Annotated in this window: 23 protein-coding genes; 14 read left to right on the top strand and 9 right to left on the bottom strand. The window is 71.8% G+C overall.

Translation table 11 applies throughout. The features are described 5' to 3' along the window. Window positions 1-13: 13 nt before the first annotated feature. Window positions 14-2,584 (top strand): ATP-dependent chaperone ClpB, encoded by a 2,571-nt coding sequence (gene clpB / locus ACFQPD_RS02185; protein ID WP_385897993.1) that lies wholly within the window; start codon window positions 14-16, stop codon window positions 2,582-2,584. Between the two features lie 61 nt (window positions 2,585-2,645). Here the strand turns inward: clpB and ACFQPD_RS02180 are convergent, their stop codons facing one another. Both ACFQPD_RS02180 and ACFQPD_RS02175 read right to left on the bottom strand, forming a co-directional pair. Next, window positions 2,646-3,272, bottom strand: coding sequence for a DUF1707 domain-containing protein (locus ACFQPD_RS02180; RefSeq protein ID WP_385897990.1), 627 nt, complete (start codon window positions 3,270-3,272; stop codon window positions 2,646-2,648). Window positions 3,273-3,318: 46 nt separating this feature from the next. After that, a complete protein-coding gene (locus ACFQPD_RS02175) occupies window positions 3,319-3,693 on the bottom strand; it encodes a hypothetical protein (RefSeq protein WP_385897987.1) in 375 nt (124 codons plus the stop codon). An 83-nt stretch (window positions 3,694-3,776) separates the two neighbouring features. On the opposite strand from ACFQPD_RS02175, the gene pdxH reads away from it, so the two are divergent. Further along, the gene (pdxH, locus tag ACFQPD_RS02170) at window positions 3,777-4,421 is read left to right on the top strand and encodes a pyridoxamine 5'-phosphate oxidase (RefSeq protein ID WP_068751646.1); all 645 of its coding nucleotides are present in this window, start codon (window positions 3,777-3,779) and stop codon (window positions 4,419-4,421) included. A gap of 1 nt (window position 4,422) precedes the next feature. Here the strand turns inward: pdxH and ACFQPD_RS02165 are convergent, their stop codons facing one another. Together ACFQPD_RS02165 and ACFQPD_RS02160 are read right to left on the bottom strand one after the other, a co-directional pair. Next, window positions 4,423-5,619 (bottom strand): PQQ-dependent sugar dehydrogenase, encoded by a 1,197-nt coding sequence (locus ACFQPD_RS02165; protein ID WP_385897984.1) that lies wholly within the window; start codon window positions 5,617-5,619, stop codon window positions 4,423-4,425. Between the two features lie 520 nt (window positions 5,620-6,139). Further along, window positions 6,140-7,447, bottom strand: a complete 1,308-nt coding sequence (locus ACFQPD_RS02160; protein ID WP_385897981.1) for an MATE family efflux transporter — start codon at window positions 7,445-7,447, stop codon at window positions 6,140-6,142. Window positions 7,448-7,483: 36 nt separating this feature from the next. On the opposite strand from ACFQPD_RS02160, the gene ACFQPD_RS02155 reads away from it, so the two are divergent. Genes ACFQPD_RS02155 through ACFQPD_RS02145 form a run of 3 tightly spaced genes read left to right on the top strand, consistent with a single transcriptional unit; the run spans window position 7,484 to window position 9,377 of the window. Next, window positions 7,484-8,287, top strand: coding sequence for a spermidine synthase (locus ACFQPD_RS02155; protein ID WP_385897978.1), 804 nt, complete (start codon window positions 7,484-7,486; stop codon window positions 8,285-8,287). Between the two features lie 4 nt (window positions 8,288-8,291). Beyond that, entirely contained in the window at window positions 8,292-8,840 is a 549-nt protein-coding gene (locus ACFQPD_RS02150) for a histidine phosphatase family protein (protein WP_385897975.1), read from the top strand. Between the two features lie 30 nt (window positions 8,841-8,870). Beyond that, a complete protein-coding gene (locus ACFQPD_RS02145; protein ID WP_385897972.1) occupies window positions 8,871-9,377 on the top strand; it encodes a hypothetical protein in 507 nt (168 codons plus the stop codon). A 15-nt stretch (window positions 9,378-9,392) separates the two neighbouring features. On the opposite strand, the gene ACFQPD_RS02140 is transcribed toward ACFQPD_RS02145, so the two are convergent. Then, on the bottom strand, window positions 9,393-10,988 hold the full coding sequence (locus ACFQPD_RS02140) for a phytoene desaturase family protein (RefSeq protein ID WP_385897970.1): 1,596 nt from the start codon (window positions 10,986-10,988) through the stop codon (window positions 9,393-9,395). Between the two features lie 68 nt (window positions 10,989-11,056). Between ACFQPD_RS02140 and ACFQPD_RS02135 the strand changes: the two genes are divergently transcribed. From ACFQPD_RS02135 to ACFQPD_RS02095, 9 genes are all read left to right on the top strand, one after another. Beyond that, entirely contained in the window at window positions 11,057-12,172 is a 1,116-nt protein-coding gene (locus ACFQPD_RS02135; RefSeq protein WP_385897967.1) for a ferredoxin reductase, read from the top strand. 8 nt (window positions 12,173-12,180) lie between these two features. Then, window positions 12,181-13,443 (top strand): fatty acid desaturase family protein, encoded by a 1,263-nt coding sequence (locus tag ACFQPD_RS02130; RefSeq protein ID WP_385897964.1) that lies wholly within the window; start codon window positions 12,181-12,183, stop codon window positions 13,441-13,443. Between the two features lie 56 nt (window positions 13,444-13,499). Further along, window positions 13,500-14,306 (top strand): mechanosensitive ion channel family protein, encoded by an 807-nt coding sequence (locus ACFQPD_RS02125; protein WP_385897961.1) that lies wholly within the window; start codon window positions 13,500-13,502, stop codon window positions 14,304-14,306. Then, window positions 14,303-15,025 carry a DUF4129 domain-containing protein gene (locus ACFQPD_RS02120; protein ID WP_385897959.1) on the top strand — a complete coding sequence of 241 codons (723 nt, stop codon included), beginning with the start codon at window positions 14,303-14,305 and terminating at the stop codon, window positions 15,023-15,025. The genes ACFQPD_RS02125 and ACFQPD_RS02120 overlap by 4 nt, the downstream gene beginning before the upstream one ends. Continuing rightward, the gene (locus ACFQPD_RS02115; protein ID WP_385897956.1) at window positions 15,022-15,531 is read left to right on the top strand and encodes a hypothetical protein; all 510 of its coding nucleotides are present in this window, start codon (window positions 15,022-15,024) and stop codon (window positions 15,529-15,531) included. Before ACFQPD_RS02120 ends, ACFQPD_RS02115 begins: the two co-directional genes overlap by 4 nt. Then, complete coding sequence (locus ACFQPD_RS02110) at window positions 15,528-16,502, top strand: AAA family ATPase (protein WP_385897954.1); 975 nt, start codon at window positions 15,528-15,530, stop codon at window positions 16,500-16,502. Before ACFQPD_RS02115 ends, ACFQPD_RS02110 begins: the two co-directional genes overlap by 4 nt. After that, window positions 16,502-17,785 (top strand): DUF58 domain-containing protein, encoded by a 1,284-nt coding sequence (locus ACFQPD_RS02105; RefSeq protein ID WP_385897952.1) that lies wholly within the window; start codon window positions 16,502-16,504, stop codon window positions 17,783-17,785. Before ACFQPD_RS02110 ends, ACFQPD_RS02105 begins: the two co-directional genes overlap by 1 nt. Then, window positions 17,782-18,333 carry a hypothetical protein gene (locus tag ACFQPD_RS02100; protein WP_385897950.1) on the top strand — a complete coding sequence of 184 codons (552 nt, stop codon included), beginning with the start codon at window positions 17,782-17,784 and terminating at the stop codon, window positions 18,331-18,333. Before ACFQPD_RS02105 ends, ACFQPD_RS02100 begins: the two co-directional genes overlap by 4 nt. A 103-nt stretch (window positions 18,334-18,436) precedes the next feature. Next, complete coding sequence (locus ACFQPD_RS02095; RefSeq protein ID WP_385897947.1) at window positions 18,437-21,052, top strand: cellulase family glycosylhydrolase; 2,616 nt, start codon at window positions 18,437-18,439, stop codon at window positions 21,050-21,052. Window positions 21,053-21,108: 56 nt separating this feature from the next. Here ACFQPD_RS02095 and ACFQPD_RS02090 read toward each other — a convergent pair whose 3' ends face one another. The 4 genes from ACFQPD_RS02090 to ACFQPD_RS02075 are packed head-to-tail and all read right to left on the bottom strand — an operon-like array spanning window position 21,109 to window position 25,347. Next, window positions 21,109-22,227, bottom strand: coding sequence for an SGNH/GDSL hydrolase family protein (locus tag ACFQPD_RS02090; protein WP_385897945.1), 1,119 nt, complete (start codon window positions 22,225-22,227; stop codon window positions 21,109-21,111). Then, window positions 22,224-23,117, bottom strand: coding sequence for a carbohydrate ABC transporter permease (locus tag ACFQPD_RS02085; protein ID WP_078919782.1), 894 nt, complete (start codon window positions 23,115-23,117; stop codon window positions 22,224-22,226). The genes ACFQPD_RS02090 and ACFQPD_RS02085 overlap by 4 nt, the downstream gene beginning before the upstream one ends. Beyond that, window positions 23,114-24,055 (bottom strand): carbohydrate ABC transporter permease, encoded by a 942-nt coding sequence (locus ACFQPD_RS02080; protein WP_385897942.1) that lies wholly within the window; start codon window positions 24,053-24,055, stop codon window positions 23,114-23,116. Before ACFQPD_RS02080 ends, ACFQPD_RS02085 begins: the two co-directional genes overlap by 4 nt. Beyond that, the gene (locus ACFQPD_RS02075) at window positions 24,052-25,347 is read right to left on the bottom strand and encodes an ABC transporter substrate-binding protein (protein ID WP_385897940.1); all 1,296 of its coding nucleotides are present in this window, start codon (window positions 25,345-25,347) and stop codon (window positions 24,052-24,054) included. The genes ACFQPD_RS02080 and ACFQPD_RS02075 overlap by 4 nt, the downstream gene beginning before the upstream one ends. Between the last annotated feature and the right edge of the window lie 102 nt (window positions 25,348-25,449).

Here is a 25,449-nt window from a genome sequence, read left to right as displayed (position 1 = left end):
GGAGACCATCCGCATGAACACCGAGAAGCTCACGACGAAGTCCCGAGACGCCGTCACGGCGGCGGTCCGGCAGGCCCTCACGCACGGCAACCCGAACACCGAGCCCGTGCACCTGCTGCACGGACTCCTGCTGACCCCTGACAACACCGTCGGCGCGCTGCTCACGGCGGCCGGCGCGGATCCGGCGCAGGTCGACGCCGCGGCCGACGCGGCCATCGGCCGACTGCCCTCCACGAGCGGCTCGTCGGTGTCGCAGCCGGCGCTGTCCGGCCCGTTCGCGCGCGTCCTGGCCTCGGCCGAGACGCTGGCCGACTCGCTGGGCGACGACTTCGTCGCCACCGAGCACCTGCTGATCGGCCTGACCATGGTGCCCTCGGACGCCAAGACCATCCTCGACCGCGCCGGCGTGACGGCTGAGGCCCTCAAGGAACGCTTCGAGGAGCTGCGCGGCGGCAAGCGTGTGACGTCGGCCGAGTCTGAGGGCGGCGAGTCCGCCCTCGACAAGTACTCGATCGACCTCACCGAGCGGGCGCGCTCCGGCAAGCTCGACCCGGTCATCGGGCGCGACTCCGAGATCCGCCGCGTCGTCCAGGTGCTGGCCCGGCGCACCAAGAACAATCCCGTCCTGATCGGTGAGCCCGGCGTCGGCAAGACCGCCGTCGTCGAGGGCCTCGCGCAGCGCCTCGTGGCCGGCGACGTCCCGGACTCGCTGAAGAACCGGCGCCTCGTCTCTCTCGACCTCGCGTCGATGGTGGCGGGGGCGAAGTACCGCGGCGAGTTCGAGGAGCGGCTCAAGGCCGTGCTCAACGAGATCCGCGACGCCGAGGGCCAGATCATCACCTTCATCGACGAGTTGCACACCGTCGTCGGGGCGGGCGCCTCCGGTGAGGGCGCCATGGACGCGGGCAACATGCTCAAGCCGATGCTCGCGCGCGGCGAGCTGCGCATGATCGGCGCGACGACGCTCGACGAGTACCGGGAACGCATCGAGAAGGACCCGGCCCTGGAACGCCGCTTCCAGCAGGTCTACGTCGGTGAGCCGTCGGTCGACGACACCGTCGCGATCCTGCGCGGGCTCCGCGAGCGCTACGAGGCGCACCACAAGGTGCGCATCACCGATTCCGCGCTGGTGGCGGCCGCGTCCCTCTCGGATCGCTACATCACGTCTCGGCAGCTGCCGGACAAGGCCATCGACCTCGTCGACGAGGCCGCGTCGCGGCTGCGGATGGAGATCGACTCCTCGCCCGAGGAGATCGACATGCTCCGCCGCGACGTCGACCGGATGACGATGCAGGCGTTCCACCTCGAGAAGGAGGACGACGAGGCGTCGCGGGAACGGCTGGCGGCGCTGCGCGCCGAGCTGGCCGACGCGCAGGAGAAGCTGCGTGGGCTCGAGGCCCGCTGGGAATCGGAGAAGAGCGGACTCAACCGCGTCGGCGACCTCAAGGAGCGCATCGACCAGCTCCGGGTCGAGGCGGACCGCGCCCAGCGCGAGGGCGACCTGACCCGGGCGTCGCAGATTCTCTACGGCGACATCCCCGCGGCCGAGCGCGAGCTCGCCGAGGCCGAGGCCAGCGAGGACACGACGACGCAGATGGTCTCCGAGGAGGTCGGCGCGCCGGACATCGCCGAGGTGGTCGGCGCCTGGACGGGCATCCCGGTCGGCCGCCTGCTGCAGGGGGAGTCCGAGAAGCTGCTCCACATGGAGGAACGGATCGGCGAGCGCCTGATCGGGCAGCGGGCCGCAGTCAAGGCGGTCTCGGACGCCGTGCGGCGGTCGCGGGCCGGGATCTCGGATCCCAACCGGCCCACGGGGTCGTTCCTGTTCCTCGGGCCGACCGGTGTCGGCAAGACCGAGCTGGCCAAGGCGCTGGCCGACTTCCTCTTCGACGACGAGACGGCGCTGGTGCGCATCGACATGAGCGAGTACTCGGAGAAGCACTCCGTGGCCCGCCTCGTCGGGGCGCCTCCGGGCTACATCGGCTACGAGGAGGGCGGGCAGCTCACCGAGGCCGTGCGCCGTCGCCCCTACTCCGTCGTGTTGCTCGACGAGGTGGAGAAGGCGCACCCGGATCTGTTCAACATCCTGCTGCAGGTCCTCGACGACGGCCGGCTCACCGACGGCCAGGGTCGCACGGTCGACTTCCGCAACACGCTGCTCATCCTCACCTCGAACCTTGGGTCGCAGTTCATGGCGGACCAGCACATGGAGCCGGAGGAGAAGCGCAACGCCGTCATGGGGGTCGTGCGGCAGGCGTTCCGGCCGGAGTTCCTCAACCGGCTGGACGACGTCGTGCTCTTCGACGCGCTGACGACGGAGGAGCTGGGGCAGATCGTCGACATCCAGATCGCCAAGCTCAACCGCCGGCTGGAGTCGCGGCGCATCTCGATCGACGTGTCGGCGGCGGCGAAGCAGTGGCTGGGAGAGGTGGGCTTCGACCCGGTCTACGGCGCGCGGCCGCTGCGCCGGCTCGTGCAGACCACGATCGAGGACCAGTTGGCGCGCGGGCTGCTCGCCGGCGACATCCACGACGGGCAGACGGTCCGGTTCGACCGGGTCGGCGACGGGATCTCGCAGGTCTGAGCGGGCTTCACGGGACCGGTCGCTGGTGGGGGTCACCCGCACCAGCGGCCGGTTCCCCGTGTCAGCGGCCGATCTCGCGGCGCAGGGCGTCGACGGTCATCTTGGCGGTGTAGAGGTCCGCGCCGGTCAGCTCCCGGTAGCGCTTGACGGCGGAGATCGGGCGCCCGGCGCGGATCTCGTCGAGCAGTTCTTCGCGCTCGTAGAACGTCAAGGGGCGGGGCGGGCCGGTCACGGCCGGCCGCCGGCGCTGCCGCTCGCGGTCGAGCGCCGGCGCGATGACCCAGATCCAGATGGCCACAGCGGGCAGGAGGAACCCCAGCCGCCCGCTGGACATCGTGGTCACCAGGATGGCGACCATGAGGATCCACCACTGCGAATACCAGGGCTTGCCGCCGTGTTGGCGCACCTCGGGGGTGTCGGGGGAGGCGCCGTAGGTCGGAGCGGGGGCCACCCAGCCCATGCCGGGCGCCGGGAACGCGGGGGTGGGCACATCCGGGGGCATGGGGCGGCGCCCCGGGAGGTCGGTGAACAGGACGCCGAGGTCACGCCAGGTGCGGGCCTCGAGCGCCCGCGACATCCGCTCGTTGAACTCGTCTGTGGTCAGCCGGCCGGCGGACATGTGCTCCTGCAGCAGCGTGATCGCTTCGTCGCGCTCGTGGTCGCCGATGCGCATGTCCTCGTTGGCCATGCCACGAGCGTACTCCCGCCCTGCCGGAAGGCCGTCCGACCAGGGTCTACGGACGATCGACCGGGAAGAGGGGGTCGTCGTCGGTGTTCGGATCGAAGAACCCGACCCCGTGCTTCGCGGCGAGGTTGCGTGCCGCCTCGACCGCCCGGTCGGTCTCGTCGTCGGGGCACTGCGCCAGCGTGAACGACGATCCGCAGCGGTACGTCGTGGTCCCGTCGTCGGCGTCGGCGAGCGGGCCGTTGACGGGCGGGAAGCTCTGCGTGAAGTCGGAGTACCAGCTGCGCAGCGCGACCGTGCCGTTCTCGGGGTCGTCGAGATCGACCCCGGCGCCGCCGTAGCCGATGCCTTCGGTCCACGCGAGGAACGCGTCGACGTCGCGCGGCACGGAGTCGGGATCGAAGACCAGGATGTCGTAGCTCATGGGAACCTCCTGTGCTGGACGATAGCGGCTGCGAACAGGGTGGGGGACCGCCGGCGCGGATCCCTGGCTGGTTGGATGAGGGCATGAACACGACCCTGCGTGACATCCGCCGCGATTACGCCGGCGAGCCGCTGCCGGCGGACCTCACCGGCTTCGATCCGTGGGCTTTCCTCGACGGCTGGCTCGCCGACGCGTTGGCCGCGCAGGAGCCCGAGCCCACCGCGATGACGGTGTCGACGGTGGGCGTCGACGGGCGTCCGCGCAGCCGGGTGCTGCTGCTCAAGGACGCGGGCCCGGCCGGGCTGACCTTCTTCTCCCACTACGACTCGCCGAAGGGCGAGGAGCTGGCCGCGACGCCCGCCGCCGCGGTCAACCTCTGGTGGCCGACCCTGATGCGGCAGGTGAGGGCGGTCGGCGCGGTCGAGAGGCTGACGGAGCGGGAGAACGAGGACTACTTCCGCAGCCGGCCGCGGGCCAGTCAGATCGGGGCGTGGGCGTCCCACCAGTCGCGCCCGCTGGGGTCGCGTGAGGAGTTGGCGGCCGCGGTCGAGGCCGCCGCGCGGCGCTTCGCCGACGACGCGGAGGTGCCCTGTCCGCCGTCGTGGGGCGGCTACCGCGTGCTGGTCGACGAGATCGAGTTCTGGCAGGGTCAGGCCAGTCGGCTCAACGACCGGGTGTCCTGCCGGCGGCTCGCGGACGGCTGGCACGTGACGCGACTGCAGCCCTGACTCAGGCCGGGCGTAGCTCCAGCAGGCGGCCGCCGTCGCCGTCCTGCAGCAGCCAGATCGCGCCGTCGGGTGCCTGGGCCACCGCGCGGATCCGCGCCCCCATCGGCCAGGTCTCCGCGACGGTCGCCGACTCGCCCTCCAGGTCCACCCGGATCAGCGCCTCGCCGGACAGAGCGCCGAGGAAGGCGTCCCCGGACCAGGCCGGGAAGAGGTCGCCGTCGTAGATCATCAGCGAGCCAGGAGAGACACTGGGGGTCCAGAAGGCCTTCGGCGGCTCGAAGCCGTCTCCAGGGGCGTGGTCGGGGATGTCGCCGCCGCCGTAGTGGGAGCCGTTGGAGGCCTCCGGCCATCCGTAGTTCGCGCCGGCGACGATGAGGTTGAGCTCATCACCGCCCTGCGGGCCCATCTCGGAGGCCCACAGCCGGCCGTCGGCGTCGAGGGCCAACCCCAGCGGGTTGCGGTGCCCGATGCTCCAGAACTGCGCCGCGACCCCTCCCTCGTCGGCCCAGGGGTTGCCGGGCGCCGGGGCACCGTCGAGTGTCAGGCGCACGATCTTGCCCAGGTTGCCGCCCATGTCCTGCGCCGGGTCGAACTTCTGGCGGTCCCCGGAGCTGACGACCAGGTGGTCGCCGTCGATGAGCAGGCGATGCGAGAAGTGGCCGTCGCCGTCGACCTTGGGGGTCTGCTCCCAGATGACGTCGACGCCGGTGAGGGCTGCCCCGGCCACGTCCAGTCGGCCGCGGCCGACCACGGCGCCTGAGCCCCCGTCGCCCCGCTCCACCCACGAGAGGTAGACGGTGCCGTCGTCGGCGAACGTGGGCCCGGGGATGATGTCGCCGAGGCCACCCTGCCCCGCGACCGCCACGTCGGGCACGCCGCTGACCTCCCGCACGGTGCCGTCGGGATCGCGCAGCACGAGCGCCCCGCCGCGTTGCGTGATCGCCATGGTGTCGGTGCCGGGCAGGAACGCCAGGGCCCAGGGCTCGTCGAACGCCTGGTGCTCGGTCACGACGAACTCGTGCGTCGTCGGGACTGCTGATGTTGACGCGGATGAGGTGGCTGAGGGGGAGGGCCCGCCCGCGGCCGACGAGGAGGCGGGGCTCGAGGCGACCGTGCCGGCGGGGGTCGGGGAGTCTGCCGGGCCCGAACAGGCGGCGAGACCGGCGAGCGCGAGGGCGGCAGGGGCGAGTCGTCGCATGAGGTCGACGCTACCCGCCGCCCTCAAGCCGGTCGAGGAGTACGTGGAGTCACGTATTTCGCCGCAATGCCGAACAATGGCAGAAAGCGGTCGGTGCGCGTGGGCGCGCGTCCTCCCCGCTGGCTGAGGAGCGAGGAGCGCAGCGACGAGCCTCGAAGCCTGGGAAACCTGAGCTGACAAGGTCACTTTCTCGAGGCTTCGAGGCCGCTGCGCGGCACCTCAGCCAGCGGTGGGGAGGCCGCTGCGCGGCACCTCAGCCAGCGGTGGGGAGGCCGCTGCGCGGCACCTCAGCCAGCGGTGGGGAGGCCGCTGCGCGGCACCTCAGCCAGCGGTGGGGGGAGCGGCTCCTCAGCCTGCGGTGGGGGGAGTCAGCAGCACCTTGATCGCGCGACGCTCGTCCATCGCGGTGTAGCCCTCTCCTCAGTTCACGTGCGCGTGCCTGGTGCACACGCCACCAACCATCTCACCCCCTCACCGCGATCCGAGGGAGGCCCTGTCCTGCGGTGTACCGGCAGGACCCTCAGCCGCCCAGCCGGAGCCAGCGGTCGCCGCGCGCCCGCAACCCCAGCGTCACGGCGCGCGCACCCATGAAGACCACGGTGAACGCGATCCACAGCCACGTCAGCCCCTGCCGCCCCTCGGCCGCGGTCAGCGCGAGCAGCGCCACCGGCGCGTACGCCACCACGGTGACGACGCCCGCAGCAGCGAGGTAGCGGCCGTCGCCCGCGCCGATCAGCACGCCGTCGAGCAGGTAGACGTAGCCGGCCAGCGGCAGTGTCGCCGCGACGATGACGAGCAGCCACGCGACCAGTGCCCGCACGTCGTCGTCGGGCGCGAAGAACGCCGCGACAGGCTGGCGCAGCAGCGCCGCGGCGACGCCGATGACCCCACCCGCCGCGACCGACCACCAGGTCATCAGGCGGGTCGACGAGCGGGCTTCCCGCGCGTCGCCAGCCCCGAGGGCGGTGCCGATGATGGTCTGGCCGGCGATCGCGAGCGCGTCGAGCGCGTACGCCATGAGCCCCCACACCTGCATGACCACATGGTGCGCCGCCAGGCCGGCCGCACCCTGCGCGGCCGCGACGTACGTGGTGATGAGCAGCGCGATCCGCAGTGTCACCGTGCGCAGCAGGAGGGGCGTCCCGACGGCCAGGCTTCCGGCCATGCCTCGCCGTGACGGCCGCATCCGCGCGCCGGCCCGGCGGGCCTGGAGAGCCACGAGGGCGGTGGCGGTGGCTCCCAAGGTCGTCTCGGCGGCCGCGGTGCCGAGCGCGGCGCCGGCGATGCCCATCCCGAGCCCGAACACCAGAGCGGCGTTGAGGACGAGGTTGAGGGCCGCGCTGCCGATGGACAGCACCAGCGGGGTCCTGGCGTCGGCGAGGCCCCGGAAGGTGCCGGTGGCCGCGAGCATGACGAGCATGCCGGGCAGCCCCGGAATGGACCAGCGCAGGTAGGTCACCGCCTGGGTGCGCACCTCCCCGTCGGCGCCGAGGGCCGTGGCCAGCCACGGCGCCGCAGCCCAGACGAGCACGCCGACGACGGCGCCGAGGAGGGCCGCCAACCACATTGCCTGCACGCCCAGCCCGATGCCGTCGGCGCGCTGTCCCGCTCCGATCCGGCGGGCCACGACCGCCGTCGACCCGTACGCGAGGAAGATCATCAGCCCGGTGACGGTCGTCAGCAGACCGCTGCCGATCCCCAGACCGGCCAGCGGCACCGTGCCCAGGTGTCCGACGATCCACGTGTCCGCGAGCATCATGAGCGGCTGAGCCACCAGCGCCGCGAAGGCGGGCACGGCGAGGGCGAGGATGCGGCGGGAGGTGCTCATGGCGAGCCGGAGTCTACGCGGGCTAGGCTCGGGCGAATGGAGCGCCTCATCCCCGACCGGGACACCCCGGGCGCGTTCTGGGTGCGCTTCGGCCTGACGTCGCAGTCCTGGGTGGACCCCGCCCGGCCCGACTTCCTGGCGTTCGAGTACGTCCAGCACATCGCCATGGTGCTCGACCACACCGTCCTCGGCGCCCCCGCCGACCGGCGCCTGCGGATCGTCCACCTGGGCGGGGCGGGCATGTCGATCCCGAGATGGGTGGCGTGGCGCCGCCCGGGGACGGCGCAGGTCGTGTGCGAACCCGATGTCGAGCTCACCGACGAGGTGCGGCGCAAGATCCCCTTGCCGTCGCGCTCCGGCATCAAGGTGCGCGACGTCGATGGGCGGGCGGGACTGTCCGCGATGCCCGAGGGGTGGGCCGATGTCGTGATCGTCGACGCCTTCGACGGCTCCCAGGTGCCGGGGGAACTGGCGACGGCCGAGTGCCTCGACGAGCTGCGGCGTGTCGGGCGCGAGGAGGCGGTGGTGATCTACAACGTCACGGACCGTGCTCCGTTCGCCTGGGCCAAGCGCCTCGCGGCCGGGCTGGCCGAGCGTTGGCCACACCTGATCATCGGCATGGAACCGGTGGTGCAGAAGGGCAAGCGGTTCGGCAACATCGTCCTGGCGGCCGCCGACACCCGGCCGGACATCGCCGGCATCGAGCGGGCCTCGGCTGGCCTCACCGTCGGATACCGCTGGATCAGCGGCCGGGCCGCGAGGTCCTGGCCCGGGGGCACGGAGCCCTACCACGACGGCGCGGCGGAGCCGTCGCCCGGGCCGACGGGCCGCGGGTGGTGAGGCGGTGATCCTGCACCTGGTGCGGCACGGACAGTCGACGTGGAACCTGGAGCGCCGCCTGCAGGGCCAACGCATGGATGTCCCGCTCACGGCGCTGGGCCTCAGCCAGGCCGAGGCGGCGGCCCGGGTCCTCGACGGCGTGCCGCTGAGCGAGGTCGTCGCCTCGGATCAGCTCCGCGCAGTCCAGACCGCGGAGGTTATCGCGGCGCGGCACGGCGCCCCGTTGCGCACGAGCGCGCTGCTGCGGGAACAGGCGTTGGGGTCGCTGGAGGGGATGAGCTACGACGACCTCACCGAGGAACCCGTGCCGGACGGCCTCCACCTCAGCGAGGTGCGCTGGGGCGGGGGAGAGTCGGTGGCCGAGGTGCACGGGCGGCTCAGTGAGTTCGTCGCCGAGCTGCGATCGCACCACGGCGTCGGTGAGCACCTGGCCGTCGTCTCGCACGGCGACACGCTGCGCATCCTCCTGGCCGTCCTGGCCGGGCGGGGGCACCGCGACGTCGCGTGGGTGGAGTTCGCCAACGGCCAGGTCGTGTCGGTGCCGACGGGTTAGGTTGGGACGACACCGACACAGGAGGTCGCCATGGCGGTCGAACTCGATCACGACAAGTACTCCGCCTATCTCAATCAGCATCTCGTCGCGGCGGATGCGGGGGTCAAGGCGTTCAAGGCGGCGGCGGACACGTGGGCCGGCACGCCCTACGCGGTGACGTTCGAGCGGCTCCATGACGAGCTGGCCGAGTCGCACTCAACGGTCGCGGATCTCATCGAGGACCTCGGCTACGAGGTCAGCACCGCCCGCAACATGGTGGCCGGGCTGGTGCAAGCGGCGGGCCGGCTCAACCCGCTCAACCCCACCCGCAACCACGACGGGCTGATGACCCAGACGGAACTCGACGCGCTGGCCGCCGCCGTGCGGGCGCAGCAGATGATGTGGGAGACCCTCGTGGTGCTCGCCGACGTCGACGAGCGCCTGGACAAGGCCTTCTGCCAGTCGATGGTGGAGCGGTGCGAGGATCAGCGGGCGAGGGTGGTGCAGGTGAGCGAGGCGACCGCTGTGTCGCGGTTCACCGTCCATCCCCACGGCTGAGCCCCGCGCTGCAGGTCAGAAGTCCGGATCGCGACGCTGCAGCCACAGCTGGACCCCGGTGGTGGCCCGCCCGACCGGTCGCGACCACCAGCGGGCCCCCCGCAGCGCAGCCCGGGCGGCGGAGTAGCCGGCGCCGCCGTGCACGCCCCCGCCCGGATGCGTGGCTGCCGAAGCCAGGTACAGACCCTCCACATGGGTGAGGGGCCCCCCGAGCCCGGCCAGCGGCCGCCAGGGGCCCTGCTGGAACAGCTGCGTGGTGCCGGAGCCGAGGGCGCCGTCGACGAGGTTCGGGTCGGCGGCGTGCAGATCAGCGGGTGTCTGCACCCAGCGTCCGCGTTCGAGGGCCCGCCAGCCTGGGGCGAGGTCGTCGAAGAGGGCCTCGAGGGTGTCCAGCGACCGGGCGGCGCCCGCCGGCCCGCTGCGTGGGAGATGCGTGTAGGCCCATAGCGACTCGGTGCCTGCCGGCGAGCGCGACGCGTCCGCCGTCGTCATCTGTCCGATCAACGCGAAGGCGCGGGTGGGCACCCGCCCGGTGGCGATGTCGGCGTGCCACCGCACGAGTCCCCGCGCGGAGTGACCGGCGTGTACGACGGTGGCGCCCGTCGCCCGGGCCGCCCGCCACGGCAGGGGGGCGTCGAGCCGCAGGTTGAGCTTGAGGGTGGGCGGGTCCCAGGCGAACCGGTCGAGCCGGCGCAGCAGGCCGCTGGGCACCGCGTCCGCGGGCAGGAGGGCCAGGTAGAGGGCGGTCGCGGACACGTCGGCCAGCACGGCGCGGCGCGCCCGGACCGTCGTGCCGTCGGCCAGGCGCACGCCGTCGGCCCGGCCGGCGGTGACGCTGATGCCGGCGACGGGCGACCCCAGGTGGACGACCGCCCCGGCGGCGCGGGCGCGGGCGGCCAGCGCGCCCGCCAGGTGCCCGGCCCCGCCGCGGGGCACCGGGAAACCCACATCCTGCGCCAGCATCGTCATGATGAAGCCCATCAGCCCGCTGACCGGGGCCAGCGGCGACACGTCGGCGTGCATGGCGTTGCCGGCCAGGAGGTCGCGGGCCCGCCCGCCACCGAACCATTCCTGTCCCATGCGGTCCGAGGGCAGCAGCGCGAAGCGGGCGAAGTCCAGCAGCCCCGACCCGCCGAGCGTGCGGAGGAGGCGCGCGCCGGGTCGCACGGGGGGCCAGTCGGTGAGCAGGGCTGCGATGAGGGGCTCCCGCACCCGCCGCCAGCCGGACACGAGCGCGAGCCAGGCGTCGCCGTCGCCCGGGTGGTCCGCGTCGAGGGCCACGGCGGTGTCCTCCGCGGTCGCGGCCACGACGGAGCCCTCGGCGTCAGTGCCGTCGGCCACGTGCACGAGGGCCGGCCGGTGGTCGGCCCAGGTGAGGCCGTGATCCTCGAGATCCAGGTCCCGGAGCACGGGGGAGGCCATGCCGAGGGGATAGCAGGAGGAGAACTCGTCGACGACGAATCCGTCCACGTGCCGGTGGGCCACTGCGCCCCCGGGCACCGGCCTGCCGTCGAACACGGCGACGTCCCAGCCCGCGTCCGCCAGGAGGGCCGCGGCCACCAGCCCGTGGTGGCCCGCTCCGATGACGACGGCGTCGACGCTGCGCTCCATACCCCGATCCTACGTACCCTCACGGCCGAAGCACTTGAACCTACGCAACCGTAGGTTAACCTGGGGGAGTGACCTCACCGGGCGACGTCGTCGCCCCGCCACAGGCGGACCGCTCCTCCGTCAAGCGCGCCCTGGCCCGCGTGGGTCGCGGTGCGCGCCGGGTGGCAGAGGCCCTCGCGACGCCCCTGCTGCCCGAGGATTTCATCGATCTGGTCGACCCGCTCCGCTCCGGCGCGGACCTGCGGGGGCGGGTCGTCGCGGTCACCCCGGAGACCCCCACCGCGACCACGATCCTCATCCGGCCCGGCCGCGGGTGGCGGGGTCACCGCCCGGGGCAGTACACGCGGATCGGTCTGGACGTCGACGGGGTACGCCACTGGCGCGCCTACTCGATCACGAGCCCCGTCGGCGCCGAGACCATCTCCATCACCGTCCGCGCCATCCCCGATGGCAAGGTCAGCAACCATGTCCGCCACGGCCTGCGCCCCGGCACGGTGCTCATGCTGGACCAGGCCACCGGGGACTTCGTGCTGCCCGACCCCGCCCCGGACAGGGTCCTCTTCCTCACCGCCGGCAGCGGAATCACCCCCGTCATGGGCATGCTCCGCAACGATCCCCTCCCGCGGGACGTCGTGGTCGTGCACTCCGCCCCCACCAGCGGCGACATGTTGTTCCGGCGCGACCTCACCGCGCTCGCGGCCCAAGGCCGCATCTCCCTCGTCACCCGGTTCACCGGCACCGACGGCATCCTCCCCGTGACCGCCCTCGACGGCGTGGTCCCGGACTGGCGCGACCGCGACGTCTGGGTCTGCGGGCCCACCGGACTGCTCGACGACGCCGAAGCCCACTGGGCCGCCGCAGGGCTCTCGGGACGCCTGCACACCGAACGGTTCCGGCCCCGCATCCACGCCGTCGGCGACGGCGGCGAGGTCACCTTCACGGGCGCCGGGGTCACGGTCGCGGCCGACGCCGCCACGACCCTGCTCGACGCCGGTGAGGACGCCGGTGTGCTCATGCCGTCGGGCTGCCGGATGGGCATCTGCTTCAACTGCGTCCTGCCCCTCACCGACGGCAGCGTGCGAGACCTGCGCACGGGCGAGGTCACCACCGCCAACCCCGAGGATCCGGTCCTCGTCCAGACCTGCGTGTCGGCCGCCGCCGGCCCCTGCCACCTCCGAGTTTGAGAGCCATCATGACCGCATCACCCACCCGCACCAACCGCATCACCACCACCCGCCCCGAGGCCCGCGCAGAGGTCTCCGCCAGCGGGAAGCGCAACCCCATCGCGCACCTCACACCGGAGGACATCGAGGACATCGGCCGCGAGCTCGACGCCATCCGCGACGAGGTCCTCGCGAGCCGCGGAGCCGCCGACGCCGCCTACATCCGGCGCATGATCCGCACCCAGCGGTCGCTCGAACTCGCCAGCCGCGTCGTGCTGCTGTTCTCGAAGTTCCCGCCCGCGTTCGTCGTCGGGACCACCGGCCTCACGGTGGCCAAGATCATCGAGAACACCGAGATCGGCCACAACATCCTCCACGGCCAGTGGGACTGGATGCGCGACGAGAAGATCCACTCGAGCACGTGGGAGTGGGACTTCGCCTCGCCCGCCGAGCAGTGGAAGAAGTCCCACAACGTCGAGCACCACACCTACACCAACGTCGTCGGCATGGACAACGACCTCGGCTACAACATCCTGCGCGTGGACCCAGATCAGGAGTGGAAGCTGAACCACCTGTTCCAGCCGGTCACCAATTTCTTCACGGCACTGTTCTTCGAGTACGGCATCGCGGCGTACGACCTCGATGTCAAGGGCTTCAAGGACGGTACGAAGGACAAGGACGTCTTCATGGCGGACCTGAAGAAGGTGCTGAAGAAGCTGCGCGCCCAGATGGGCAAGGACTACGTGGTGCACCCCCTGCTGTCGGGGCCGTCGGCGCTGTCGACCCTGCTCGCCAATGCCATCGCCAACACCGCCCGCAACGTGTGGACGCACTCGGTGATCTTCTGCGGCCACTTCCCCGACGGCGTGGAGACGTTCGAGACCGAGTCCATCGAGGGCGAGACCCGGGGCGAGTGGTACGTGCGTCAGATGCTCGGCTCGGCCAACATCAGCGGCTCGCGGTTCATGCACGTGATGACCGGGAACCTGTCGCACCAGATCGAGCACCACCTCTTCCCCGACATGCCGAGCAACCGGTACGCCGAGATCGCCCCCCGCATCCGGGCGCTGATGGAGCGCTACGGGCTGCGCTACGTGACCGGTCCGCTGCCGAAGCAGGTGGGGTCGGCCTGGGCCAAGGTGTTCCGCCATTCGCTGCCCAACAAGCGGCCCGGGCACAGCCAACTGGGCGACGTCGTCGCCGCCGCCCGGGACGCGGTCACCGACGTGCTGGACTCGACCCGCGGCATGTGGCGCCGCGACCGCCGCAGCCTGGCCGCCGCCCCCGCCTGACCCCGGTGCCGTCCCCGGCGTCGTAGGCTCTGAGCAGCCACGAAAGGAGCCGGGACGTGATCGAGCTTCCACCCATCACCTGGCAGGCCGTGGCGACCGGGCTGGCGGTGCTGCTGGTCGGCGTCCTGGTCGGGCTCGCGGCGCGCGCCGTCGTGCGACGGCTCCTGGCCTGGCGCGGCCGGAGCGCGAGCTCGACGCGGGTGTTCTCCAACCTCGTCCACGTGACGATCGTGGTGCTGTCGGCGGCCGCGGCGGTCACGGTCGTGTTCCCCAGCGTCAAACCCGTCGACGTGCTCGGTGGCATCACCATCATCTCGCTCGCCGCGGGCATCGCGTTCCAGACGGTGCTGGGCAACATGTTCGCCGGTATCGTCATCCTGGCCCGCGACCGGTTCCGCGTCGGCGACCAGATCTCCGTCCTCGACCATGCCGGCACCGTCAGCGAGATGGGACTGTCCCACACGGCGCTGCGCACGTTCGACGGCCGGCTCGTCCTGATCCCGAACTCGTCACTGCACTCGGAGATCGTCACCGTCCAGACGGGGTACGAGCGGGTGCGGTCCACCGTGTCGGTGGAACTCGACGACGCCACCGATCTCAGCCGCGCCCGCCTGGTGGCGCTCGAGGCCATCAGCACGGTGCCGTCCGTACTCGCGGACCCCGCGCCCGACGCCCTGCTGCGCGAGATCGGGACGGCGACGGTCCGCATGGACCTGCGGTTCTGGTCGGGCGCCCGCCAGCTGGAGACCCGGACCGCGCAGGACGCGGTCATCCAGCGGGTCCTTGAGGCGTTCCGGACCCACGGCGTGAAGTCGGGCGACGACGTCGTCACCGTGAAGCTCGTCGACGGCGGAGGCCAGTGAGCGCGCCGCAACGACACTGGGCGGGCACCGTCCTCGCGGTCGCCGCCACGTTCGTACTCCTCGCGGTGGTGGTGCTCGGCGCGGCCAGCCCGCGCCCCTCGGCTGTCGAGATCCTGCCCAGGCCCGCGCCCACCCTGTCACCGGAGCCGGCGCCCTCGCTGCCTGACCTCGACGTCCTGCCCTCCGCGTCGCCGCTGTTCCCCGCCCCGGACGTGGAACCCCTCGTCCTGCCCGCGTGGGCCGACGACGTGCTCCGGCTGCTCGTCGCCGCCGCGATCCTGGCCCTCGTCGGAGCCTTCCTCTACCGGCTGCGGGCCGAGCTCATCCGCACGGAGCGGCGTCACGCCGCCGACCCGGCCGGCAACGAGGCCGAGATCCCCGAGATCGACGACGAGGAGCTGGCCGAGACGTTGGAGGAGGCCGTCGCCGAGCTGCGGCGGGGGATCGCCGTCGACGGGGCGGTCATCGAGTGCTGGCGGCGGCTCGAACACGTCGCGGTCTCCTCCGGGGTCTTCCGGCGGCCCGCGCAGACGTCGGAAGAGTTCACCGTCGAGGTGATCAGCCACGCCGCCGTCGACGCCACCGCGCTGGGCGACCTGGCCGAGCTGTACCGGCAGGCGATGTTCTCCACGCACGAGCTGACCGACGCCGACCGCGACCGCGCCATCGCGGCACTGGAGACACTCAGCGCCCAGCTCACCGGCAAGGCGGCCCCGTGACGGCCGCGCGTGGACTCGCGCTGCGGCTGGCGGTGTGGCTCGGCCTGGCGGCGATCGTCGTCGCCGTCGACGGCGCACTCAACCTGCGGGTCGATCCGCTCATTGCGTTCCTCACCGCCGTCGTCGTCGCGGTAGGCACGTGGGCCGGGGCACACCTGCGCCCTGCCGGCGAGCCCCCGGAGTGGGTCCAGCCGTCGTGGGAGACCCGCTCTCCGCACTTCCAGGCCGACATCCGGACCCGTAGGACCTCGTCGATGCTCGCGCACGCCCAGCCCGGCCGCGACTTCGACGCGCGCCGGCTCGCCCGGCAGCTCGGCGACCTCACCGCCCGCCGGCTCGTGTTGTCCGGGCGGGTGCCCGACGGGGTGCCGGACCCTCTCGCGCACGCCGACGGCGCCCTCTCCCCGGCGCTGCTGCGCTACCTCCGCAGCGCCGAGGCGGACCACGCGCAGGTCCTCACCCGCAAGACCCTCCACGCCCACCTCAAGGAGATCGATTCGCTATGAGCAGCCCAGATGCGCTCGCCCCCGCGGAGGCCACCGCGCTCGTCCGGCAGGTCCTCGACGCCGTCGACACCGCCCTGGTCGGCAAACGCGACCAGATGACGTTGGTGCTGGCCGGGGTGCTCGCCGGGGGGCACGTGCTGCTCGAGGACCTCCCCGGCCTGGGCAAGACGCTGGCCGCCCGGTCGCTGGCCCAAGCCCTGGGCCTGGAGTTCACCCGCGCGCAGTTCACACCCGATCTCCTCCCGGCCGACCTGACGGGCTCCTACATCTTCGACCAGCACACGGCCGAGTTCAGCTTCCGCGAGGGACCCGTCTTCACCGGCTTACTGCTGGCCGACGAGATCAACCGCACCCCGCCGAAGACCCAGTCCGCGCTGCTCGAGGCGATGCAGGAACGCCAGGTCACCGTCGAGGGTCACACGTTCGTGCTGCCGCGCCCGTTCCACGTGCTGGCCACCGCCAACCCGATCGAGCACGAGGGCACCTACCCCCTGCCGGAGGCCCAACTCGACCGGTTCCTCCTGCGCCTGGCGTTCGGGTACCCGTCGCTCGACGAGGAGTGGGACGTGCTGTCGCGGCGGATGGAACGGCGGCGCGAGGAGGTCACGGTGCCGGCCGTGCTCGACCCCGCCGGCCTGCTGGCGGTACAGGACTGCGTCGAGCGCATCCATGTCGCGGAGTCCGTGGGGCGCTACGCCATCGACCTGGTCCGCGCCACGCGCGAGCACCAGGACACGCTGGTCGGGGCGTCGCCGCGCGGGTCGTTGGCGCTGCTGCTGTGTTCGCGGGCGCTGGCGCTGATCGAGGGCCGCGACTTCGTCATCCCTGAGGACGTCAAGCGACTGGCCGTGCCCGCGCTCGGGCACCGCATCGTGATCCGGCCGGAGCTGTGGCTCAACAACGTCGCGCCCGAATCCATCGTTCGGGCCGTGCTGGACGTCGTCCCCGTCCCCCACGCGGAGAGCGTGTGATGCAGCTGACCCACACCCCGGCGCTGCTGCGGTCACTGGGTGCCGCGGCCGTGCTCGGGGTGGTCGCGCTCGTGGCCCGGCGCCCCGACCTCGTGGTGCTCGTCGCGCCGTTCGTGGTGCACCTCGCCTGGGGGTGGGGCATGCGACGGCGTGGCGGGCCGCGCGTCGACGTGCGCCCGCGGGCGGTCGTGGTGCCGGAGGGCGAGTCGGTGCCGCTGGCGGTCTCAGTCTCGGCGGCGTGGCCGTCGTCGCTCGTCACGGCTCAATGGCCGGTGCGGGCAGGCGTCGCGCTCGAGCCCGACGCCGGAACCGTGGTGGACGCCGTGGTGCCGGAGGGCGTGACGATGGCGGTGCAGCCCGAGCGGTGGGGCCGCTACGACGTCGGCCCCGGCCGCGTGGCGGTCGCGGACCCCAGCGGTTCCTGGCGGGCGTCGACGATGCTGCCCCGGGTCACCGTGACGGTGCGGCCCGCGTCGTCGACCCTCGAGGGCGGCAGCGGGGTCGCCCACCCGATCGGCATCGTCGGCATGCACCGCTCGCGGCACCGCGGTGACGGCAGCGACCTGGCCGACGTCCGCGAGTTCCGGCCCGGCGACCGGCTCAAGCGGATCAACTGGCGCGTGACGTCGCGGCTGGGGGCCGTGCACGTGAACTCCACCCTCACCGAACGCGACACCGACGTGCTCATCGTGGCTGACACGCTCCTCGACATCGTCCCCGCCGACGCGGGCGCGGCCACCAGCCTGGACGCGACGGTGCGGGCGGTCGCCGCCATCTCGCGGCACTACGTCGGCTTCGGCGACCGCGTGGCCATCCACGACCTCGGCCGCCGCATCGGCCACGTGCGCTCCGGAACCGGCCCCCGGCAAGCGCGGGTGGTGCTGAACGTGTTGTCGCGGGCGAACCGCAGCGTGCCCGACTGGGACGTGCTCCGGCCGGTGGGGTCCGTGACCAGCGGGATGCTGGTGTTCTTCTGCTCGCCGCTCCTGGAGCGCGAGGCCCAGGACGAGATCGTGAGGCTGCGCCGAATGGGCGCGGAGGTAATCGGTGTCGACACGCTGCCGGAGGAGATCGGCCGGTTCGACGACATCGCGTCGTTCCGGCGCGACACCTTCCTCGGCGAGGCATGGATGATCCGGCGGATGGAGCGCGACGCAGCGGTGGCGCGGCTCCGGTCGCTCGGCATCCCGGTGACGCCCTGGCGGGGGACCGGGAGCCTCGCCAGCGTGCTGTTGTCGATGGAGGCGGCCCGCTCCGCCCCCAGGCGGGTGGTCGGCCGATGAGGGATCTGGCCGAACTCGTCGCCGGCTGGCTCTACGCCCTCCGGATCACCAGCGGCCCGCAGTGGGTGCTGCGGGTGGGGGTCCTGGCGTGCGGCATGGGGGCCGCTGCGCTGGGATGGCTCTGGTTCCCCATGATCCTCTCGACGGCGCTGCTCGTGGCGGGGTCGGTGCTGGCGCTGGCCGCCACAGTCCGACCGGACTCGGGGGCGGCGCTGGGACTCGTCGGGGTCGTGGCGATCATGTGGCTGGCCGGCGGAGCCGACGCCCCCTGGTGGCAGTGGCTGACGGTGGCGGCGGTGGTCGCGGGGTTCCACCTGGTGACGGCCCTCGCCGCCGCGGGTCCGTCGTACGCCGCGATCACCGCCCGTGCAGCCCGCCGGATGGCGCTGGGCGTGATGGGGTTCGTCGCGATCAGCGTGTGCGCGGGGCTCGCGGTGGTGGCGCTCAGTGGGGTGCCGGCGGCACTGCTGGGACCGGCGTGGGTGGCGGCCGGGGTCGCGGCCGTGGCGGGTGCGACGGTGGTCGCCGTCGCCGCGCTGCGCCCCTGAACCGGATCGCGTCGATCCATTGACCGTGGTCGATCGTGGCCCTACGATATGCTACTAAAGCGCTTTAGCAAAGGAGCGGGCGCCCTACCCAGGAGCAGGGTCTATGCAGGACACCCAAGTCACCCGGCGCAGTCTGTTGATCGGAACCGGCGCCGTCGTCGCCACATCGTTGCTCGCGGCAGGCCCAGCCGGCACCGCCAGCGCGGCCCCGACCACGTGGATCGACGTCGTCGGCCACTTCGAGTCGCGCCATGAGCCGTGGGCGGTCCACCTCGGCAACGAGTACGGCGCCGCGGTCGCCGAGTTCGTCCGCGACGACACCCGCGCGGCGGAGGGGCTGCGGTCGGGCAGGCTCACGGGCGACTTCGCCAAGGCGGGGCGCTACGTCGCGCTCCGCAAGACCCTGGACGGCCTCGCCGTGACCAAGGTGAGCTTCAAGGTGGCCACCGAACGGGTCACCCGCGTCCAAGTGCGCCTCGTGAGCTCCACGCAGGGGCAGCGCAACGCCCAGGTCAACGTGACCCCGGGCGCCGCCGGGTGGCAGCACGTGGAGGTGACCCACTGGAACAACATCGCCGGCATGCAGGACGTGATCCGGCTCGAGCTGCAGCTGTGGAAGGACCACATGACCCTGGGCTCGACGAGCGCGACGGCGTGGTTCGACGACGTCCGGGTCGAGCACACCGTCGAGCCCGTGCCGCCGTCGACGTTGGAGACCACCGGGCTCCCCGTGATCCTCACGGGCGACGAGGACATCGTCCCGCTCGTCGTGCGGGCCGTGTACGCCGACGGCAAGCGCAAGGACGTCACGCAGCACTCGGAGCTGGTGTCGAGCGCACCGGACGTGGTCGCCGTCAACGCCTACGGGTACCTGACACCGCTGCGGGCTGGCTCGGCCAAAATCTCCGTCGACCACCTCGGCGTGACACACCAGTTCCCGGTGGAAGTGCGCGAACCCCAGGACCTCGCGATGCTCCGGGTGGTCGACGGCCGCCTCATGGAGGGCGACCGGGCGTTCGGGTTCACCGGCTTCAACTACGACCTCATGATGCTGAAGTTCCCCCGCAACGCCGACTGGACCGGGCTGGACGCCGATGTCGCGCTCATGGCCGCGTGGGGGCTGCGCGCCGTCCGCGTGCCCATCAACCTCGGCATGGTGCAGCCCGCCCGGGGTGTCTTCCCCGACGACGACGCGTGGGCCGGTGAGATCTCCTCGCGCGGCATGAACACCTCATGGCCGGCCATGCTCGATCACTTCGTCGCCCGCGCCGGCGCGCACGGCGTCCGGCTGATCCTCGACTGGCACCGCTACCCGGTGGACCCCTACGACTACTGGAGCGGCGGCAACAACCACGACGCCGGCACGGGCAAGCCCGGCACCGGATTCGGCTACCTGGCGCCGTCGCCGACGGAGCGGGGGACGCTCAACCTCGCCGACCGCGACCATCTGGCGGCGCTCCTCGACGCGCACCGCTGGCTGGCAGCCCACTACAAGGGCGATCCCAACGTGATGGGCATCGAGATCCCGCACAACGAGCCGCACGACGCCTTCATGTCCATCCAGTCGAACTGGCGACGCGTCACGGAGCAGGCCGCCCTCGCGGTGAAATCAGCCGATCCCGAGCGACTGGTGTTCGCCATGGTGCCCGCCTACGGCCACGACGTCTCGACGTCGGTGTCCACCTGGCAGCTGCCGAACCTCGTCGACGGCAATGCGCCCCACCACTACATGCCCAACGCGCCCCTGCCGCTGCGGGCGGATGCTGAGCAGCGCCGGTCGCCGTGGCTGGCCCGCGACGTCGACGCCGTCTTCTCCCACGCCATCGCGTCGCTGTTCGCGCCGTACTCGACCGGCCGTGCCCCGGTGTACAACGGCGAGGGCGGGAGCTATGGCTGGGAGTCGTTCCTGCCCGACATGACGCAGCGGGAGGCCGGCGACTACATGATCGAGGCGGGACTGGCGCAGTACTACGCCGCCGGCGCCGTGGGCCAGCTCCACTGGGCGCTGTGGCACAACGCCTCCGACTTCGTGCCCTTCCGGGAGTCCTTCGACCGCCACTTCACCCGCTTCGCGCCGGTGTACGCGGCCGGACCCGTGGACTGGTCCGCCGCCGAGGTGGCTGTCATCCAGAACCCGGCCGCCGTGCCGATCGCCAACGGTCACAATTTCTCGGTCGTGCCGTTCGTTCGGCTGGCGCTCGACCTGCACCTCGGTCCGTTCCATCTGCTGACCGATGACGAGGTGATCGATCGGCTCCTGACGATGGTCCCGACGGGGCTCGAGCAGGTCGACGGTCTGAGCGCGGAGTTCGACTACAAGGCGGTCGTTGTGGATCGACGCAACCTGGACGAGCGGGTTCGGAGCGTGCTGGCGGCCGACGGCTTCCCCGTCCCGATCCTCTGGGTCGACGACATGGAGGCCCTCAAGCCGCAGAAGCTGGCGAAGTTCCTGAGCGACGCCGGCGTGGCCGTCGACCAGCGGACCAGCACGGACCACGTGTGGACGGAGGGTCCGCAGCACGTCGTCGTCTATCGGCGGGCGGCGAAGAACGAGGACCGCGACAAGATCCATCCCATCCTCAAGCGCACCGGCACGTTCCGGCTCGTGGCCGAGAGCGGGCAGGAGGTGTTCAGCGGCGACGCCGCAGCCTTGGCGGCGCAGGGCATCCGGGTGCCGCTCACGAAGTGGCGGAGTGCCATTCTGCGCATCGAGAGCTGACCAGGGACCGAGGGCCGGCCGGGGTTCACCCGGCCGGCCCTCGAGTGTGCTCGCTCTCAGCGGAGGCGGCCGGCGAACCTGTGGGCGACCGCCGCGTGTCCATGGGGGCTGAGGTGCACGCCGTCGTGCGTCAGGCCCGGTCTCCACCGCGTGGAACCGGCGGCCACGACCTCGGCGAGGTCCCACACCTCGTCGACAGGGTCCGGGCGGCGGCGGAGCCACTCGTTGAGGGCCACTCGCTCCCGGTGGCCGGGAGTGGGGGCCTGCGAGTCGACCGTCACCCAGGCGTCGCTGGACTCCGTGACGGGCGGGATGGTGACCGCCGCGATGCGCCATCCCTCGTCGCTGAGGACACGCCACAGGGACTGCAGGGCAGCCTGCACCGCGGCGAGGTCGCCGCCGCGCTGGAGGTCGTTGGTGCCGAGCGCGACGACGGCCAACCCGGGCACGGCAGCCGCCGACAGCTGGGCGCGCCGAAGCGAGGGCTCCTCGGCGAGGGCCGCGGCGGCCGTCGCTCCGCTCGTGGACGCGTTGACGGCGAGGCGGCGGCCGTCGAACAGCCGCCGAACCCATCCGAGGTGAGCGGCGCTGCCGCGCCGGTCGCCGAAGCCGACGGCGTTCGAATCGCCGACGACGAGGACGTGTTCCGGGTGGTGGTCCCGGGTGGGGACGCCGAGGATCTGGCAGGGGCCGAAGCCATGGCGCAGGACGTCCCAGGTCCCGTCGGGGAGGAGGGCCTGGACGGATTCGCCCGCTGTGGTGTCGGCCTCCGGCCCGAGCGGGACGTGGTCACCTGACGTGGGGCGGACGCGCGTCGTGGTCGTGATCGCGTCGGCGGCGGCGCCGAGATCGAGCGGGTCGGACACCAGCGCTTGGCCGGGCATCAGGGTCGCCTCGGGGAGGCCTGCGAAGCGGACCGTACGGTGGTCGCCTGCCGACTCCACGGTGACTCCGAGGGTGAGGGTGTTGGGACCGGGTGCATCGCGGCCGCCGTCGTTCATCCAGTTGGCGAAGACGAGCCGCAGTGTCCGCGGTGCTCCGGTCAGGGGGTGGTGAAGCCGGGTGGTCACACCCGCCGCACGGGCCGCGTTGAACGGTGGACCGACGCGGACCGGGAGGTGGGTGTTGCTGCCGAGCGGCAGCCAACCGCCCGGCACCTCATCGGGAAGGCTCAACCCTTCAGTCCGCCCGCGAAGCCCTGGATGACGTGGCGCTGCAGGAAGAAGTACACGATGAGCACGGGGAGGGCAGCGATCATCATCCCCGCGAAGATCAGACCCCACTCGCTGGCGAACTCGCCCTGGAAGGAGAACACGGCCACCGGGAGGGTGCGGTTCTCAGTTCCCGCAAGGTAGAGCAGCGGGGTGAGGAAGTCGTTCCAGGTGTTGATCGTGTTGACGATGATCACGGTGCCGGTCACCGGCCGCAGCAGGGGGAACACCACGTGGAAGAACGCGCGCCACCAGCCCGCGCCGTCGATCTTGGCGGCTTCTTCGTACGTGGGCGACTGCGTCTTGAGGAACCCTGTGTAGAGGAAGACGGTCATCGGCATGAGGCTGCCGACGTAGAAGATCATGAGGGAGGCGTGCGTCTGGAGCAGGCCGACGTCGCGCATGAGCATGTAGAGCGGCACCATTCCGAGCTGGCCCGGGATCATCAGTCCGAGGAGGAAGAGCATGAGCTTCGCCGTGCTGGTCCGCCGGCTGCCGCGCACGATCGCGTAGGCGGCCATCGCGCCGATGAGGACGGCGACGGTGATGCTGACCGCGGTGATGAGCAGGCTGTTGACCATCGCCCGGCCGAGGTCCGCGGACTCCCAAGCGGTCTGGTAGTTGCCGAGGAACAGGGACGCGGGCGGCGCGACGGTGGACGACGCGATCTCCGAGGTCGTCTTGAACGACATCGTGACCATGATGTAGAGGGGAAACAGGTACGCGATGGTGACGGGGACCATCACGAGTTCGAGGATCGGGCGCCCGTAGCCCTGGCGAGGGCGGCGCCGCGAGCGGCGGCGGACGGGGGTCGCCGTCGTCGGCGGAACGGGGATGCTGGTTGAGGTGCTCATGCTTCGGTTTCTCCCCGCCGCGTGACGGACATCTGGAGGAAGACGATGAAGGCGACGATCATCGTCAGGACGAGGGCGATCGCTGACCCGTAACCGTACTCGCCGTAGACGAACGCCTCCCGGTACATGATGAGCGAGAGGGTCTGCGTGGAGACACCGGGCCCGCCACCGGTCATGACGAAGACCTGGTCGAAGAGCTTCAGGGACGACGTCATGGTGAGGGCGGTGGCGATGGTCGTGGCCTGGCCGAGCAGGGGGCGGGTGACGAACCAGAAGCGCTGCAGGGTGCTCGCCCCGTCGAGTGCGGCGGACTCGTACAGTTCGTCGGGGATTCCCTGGAGTCCGGCGAGGAAGATGACCATCGACATGCCGACGTGGTGCCAGATGACGCTGGCGATGATGGCCCACAGCGCGAGCTGGGAGTTGCCGAGCCAGCTCTGGATCAGCCCGTCCATGCCCAGGGCGCCCATGGCGGTGTCGAGGGGGCCGTCGGGCGTGTAGATGTACTGCCACAGCAGGCCGACGATGACCGGCGGCATCATCATCGGGGCGAAGAACAGGGTCCTCAGGAGGTTCCGGGCCCGGATGGCGGAGTTCAGGGCCAGCGCCAGGAGCAGGCCGAGCCCGGACTGCGCGACGGTCAGCGTCACGGCGATGGTGAGCGTGTTGCGCAGCGAGGCGACGGCGGCCTGATCGGCCATGAGCTCGCGGAAGTTGTCGAGGCCGATCCAGTTGGCCTCAGCGCCACCCTTCCAGTCGGTGAAGGCGTACCAGCCGCCGGCGACCGAGGGGTACAGCACCACGATCGCGTACAGGGCGAGGGCCGGGAGGAGGAACCACTGGGGGACGAGCCGCGCGCCGCTGCGCCGCCGGCCCGGCGCGGCCGGCGAGGGGGCCTGCGGGATCGCAGACCCCCTCTCGGCGAGAGCGATGCTCACGACATGCTCTCCTGGTATGCCGCGTCGAGCGCCTGCAGGAGATCGTCGACGGTCTTCGAGCCTTCGACGGCCTGCTGGCCGACCTCCATGAGAGCGGTGGCCACCTGCCCGCCAGGCCACACGTGGTTGGCGAACGGCGTGGTGCGGCCCTCATCGAGGAACGGCTGCACGGTCTGGTTGAGCGGGTTGTCCAGCGGCTCGGCGTTCGTGAGGGCCGGGATCGCGCCGACCTCGGCAGCCCAGGCGGCGGTGCGCTCCGGCTCGGAGATGTACTCCAGGAACGCCAGCGCCGCGTCCGGGTTCTCGGCCTTGGCGTTGACCACGAGGAAGTCCGGCGTGAAGGGGATGTGCGTCTCGTCGGCGCTGTCGGTGGCCGGGATGGCGAACGAGCCCATCTGGTCGGCGCCGCCTTCCATGAATCCGGCCAGGACCGGCGAGGCTGCCGAAGGCATCACGACGATGGCCGCCTCGCCGTTGCCGACGGACTGCATCGCGGGATCGCCGGGCATGCCCAGGGGGCTGGGCGTGGTGTAGCCGTCCTCGATGAGGCCGAGGAACTGCTCGAACGTGGCGCGCCAGCCCGCGGACTCGGCGAACGACGTCTCGCCGGCCTCGAGCTGGTCGTAGAAGTCGGGCTCGAGGCCGTTGACAAGCGTCGCCGACAGCGCGTAAGGCAGGAACTGGATGACGTAGTTGTCGGCGAGGCCGAGCGCCAGGGGTACCTTGCCGGCAGCCTTCAACTGGTCCAGCACGTCTATGAACTCGCTCCACGTGGTCGGCGGCTCAACGCCGACCTCCTCGAACACGGCCTTGTTGTAGAACGCGAGGATCGCCTGACCGTAGGTGGGGAAGGCGTAGGTCTTGCCGTCCAGTTGCTGGAGGCGCGAGAACGACTCGGGGACGTTCGCGGCCCAGGGCTGGTCCGACAGGTCCATCAGGGCGCCCTCCTCGGCCAGGTTCAGCACGGAGGACGGGGCGGCGTACCCAGGAGCGGAGCGGAAGAGGTCCGGGGCTGTGCCCGAGGTGATCTGGATCCGCAGCTGTTCGCCCAGCGCGCCGGCCTCGGCGTAGGTGCCGTTGACCGTGACGCCCGTCTCCTCCTGGAAGTCCTCGATGAAGAGCTTGGGGCCGATGTCGCTGGTGGTGGCGAGGGTCAGGGTGCCGCCGAGCTCCTCGGCGGTGGCCGACGCGGAGCCGCTGGACCCGGCGGCGGCGCCGCCGCTGGGGGTTTCGGCGGGGGAGCAGGAGGCGAACAGGCTCAGAGCCATGATCCCGCCCGCGGTGGCAGCCATGTGGCGCCTCAATGATGCACGCATTGTGTCCTCGAATCTCTCGACGTTGAGTGGATGGGAGTGCTCAGACCTGGCCGGTGAGACCAGTCAACAACTAAAGGG

Source organism: Tessaracoccus sp. O5.2, from assembly GCF_964266725.1.
GTDB classification, from domain to species: Bacteria; Actinomycetota; Actinomycetes; order Propionibacteriales; family Propionibacteriaceae; genus Arachnia; species Arachnia lapidicapta.
Note: the sequence above shows the minus strand (reverse complement) of the source record. Positions and strands in the feature narration are given on the sequence as shown.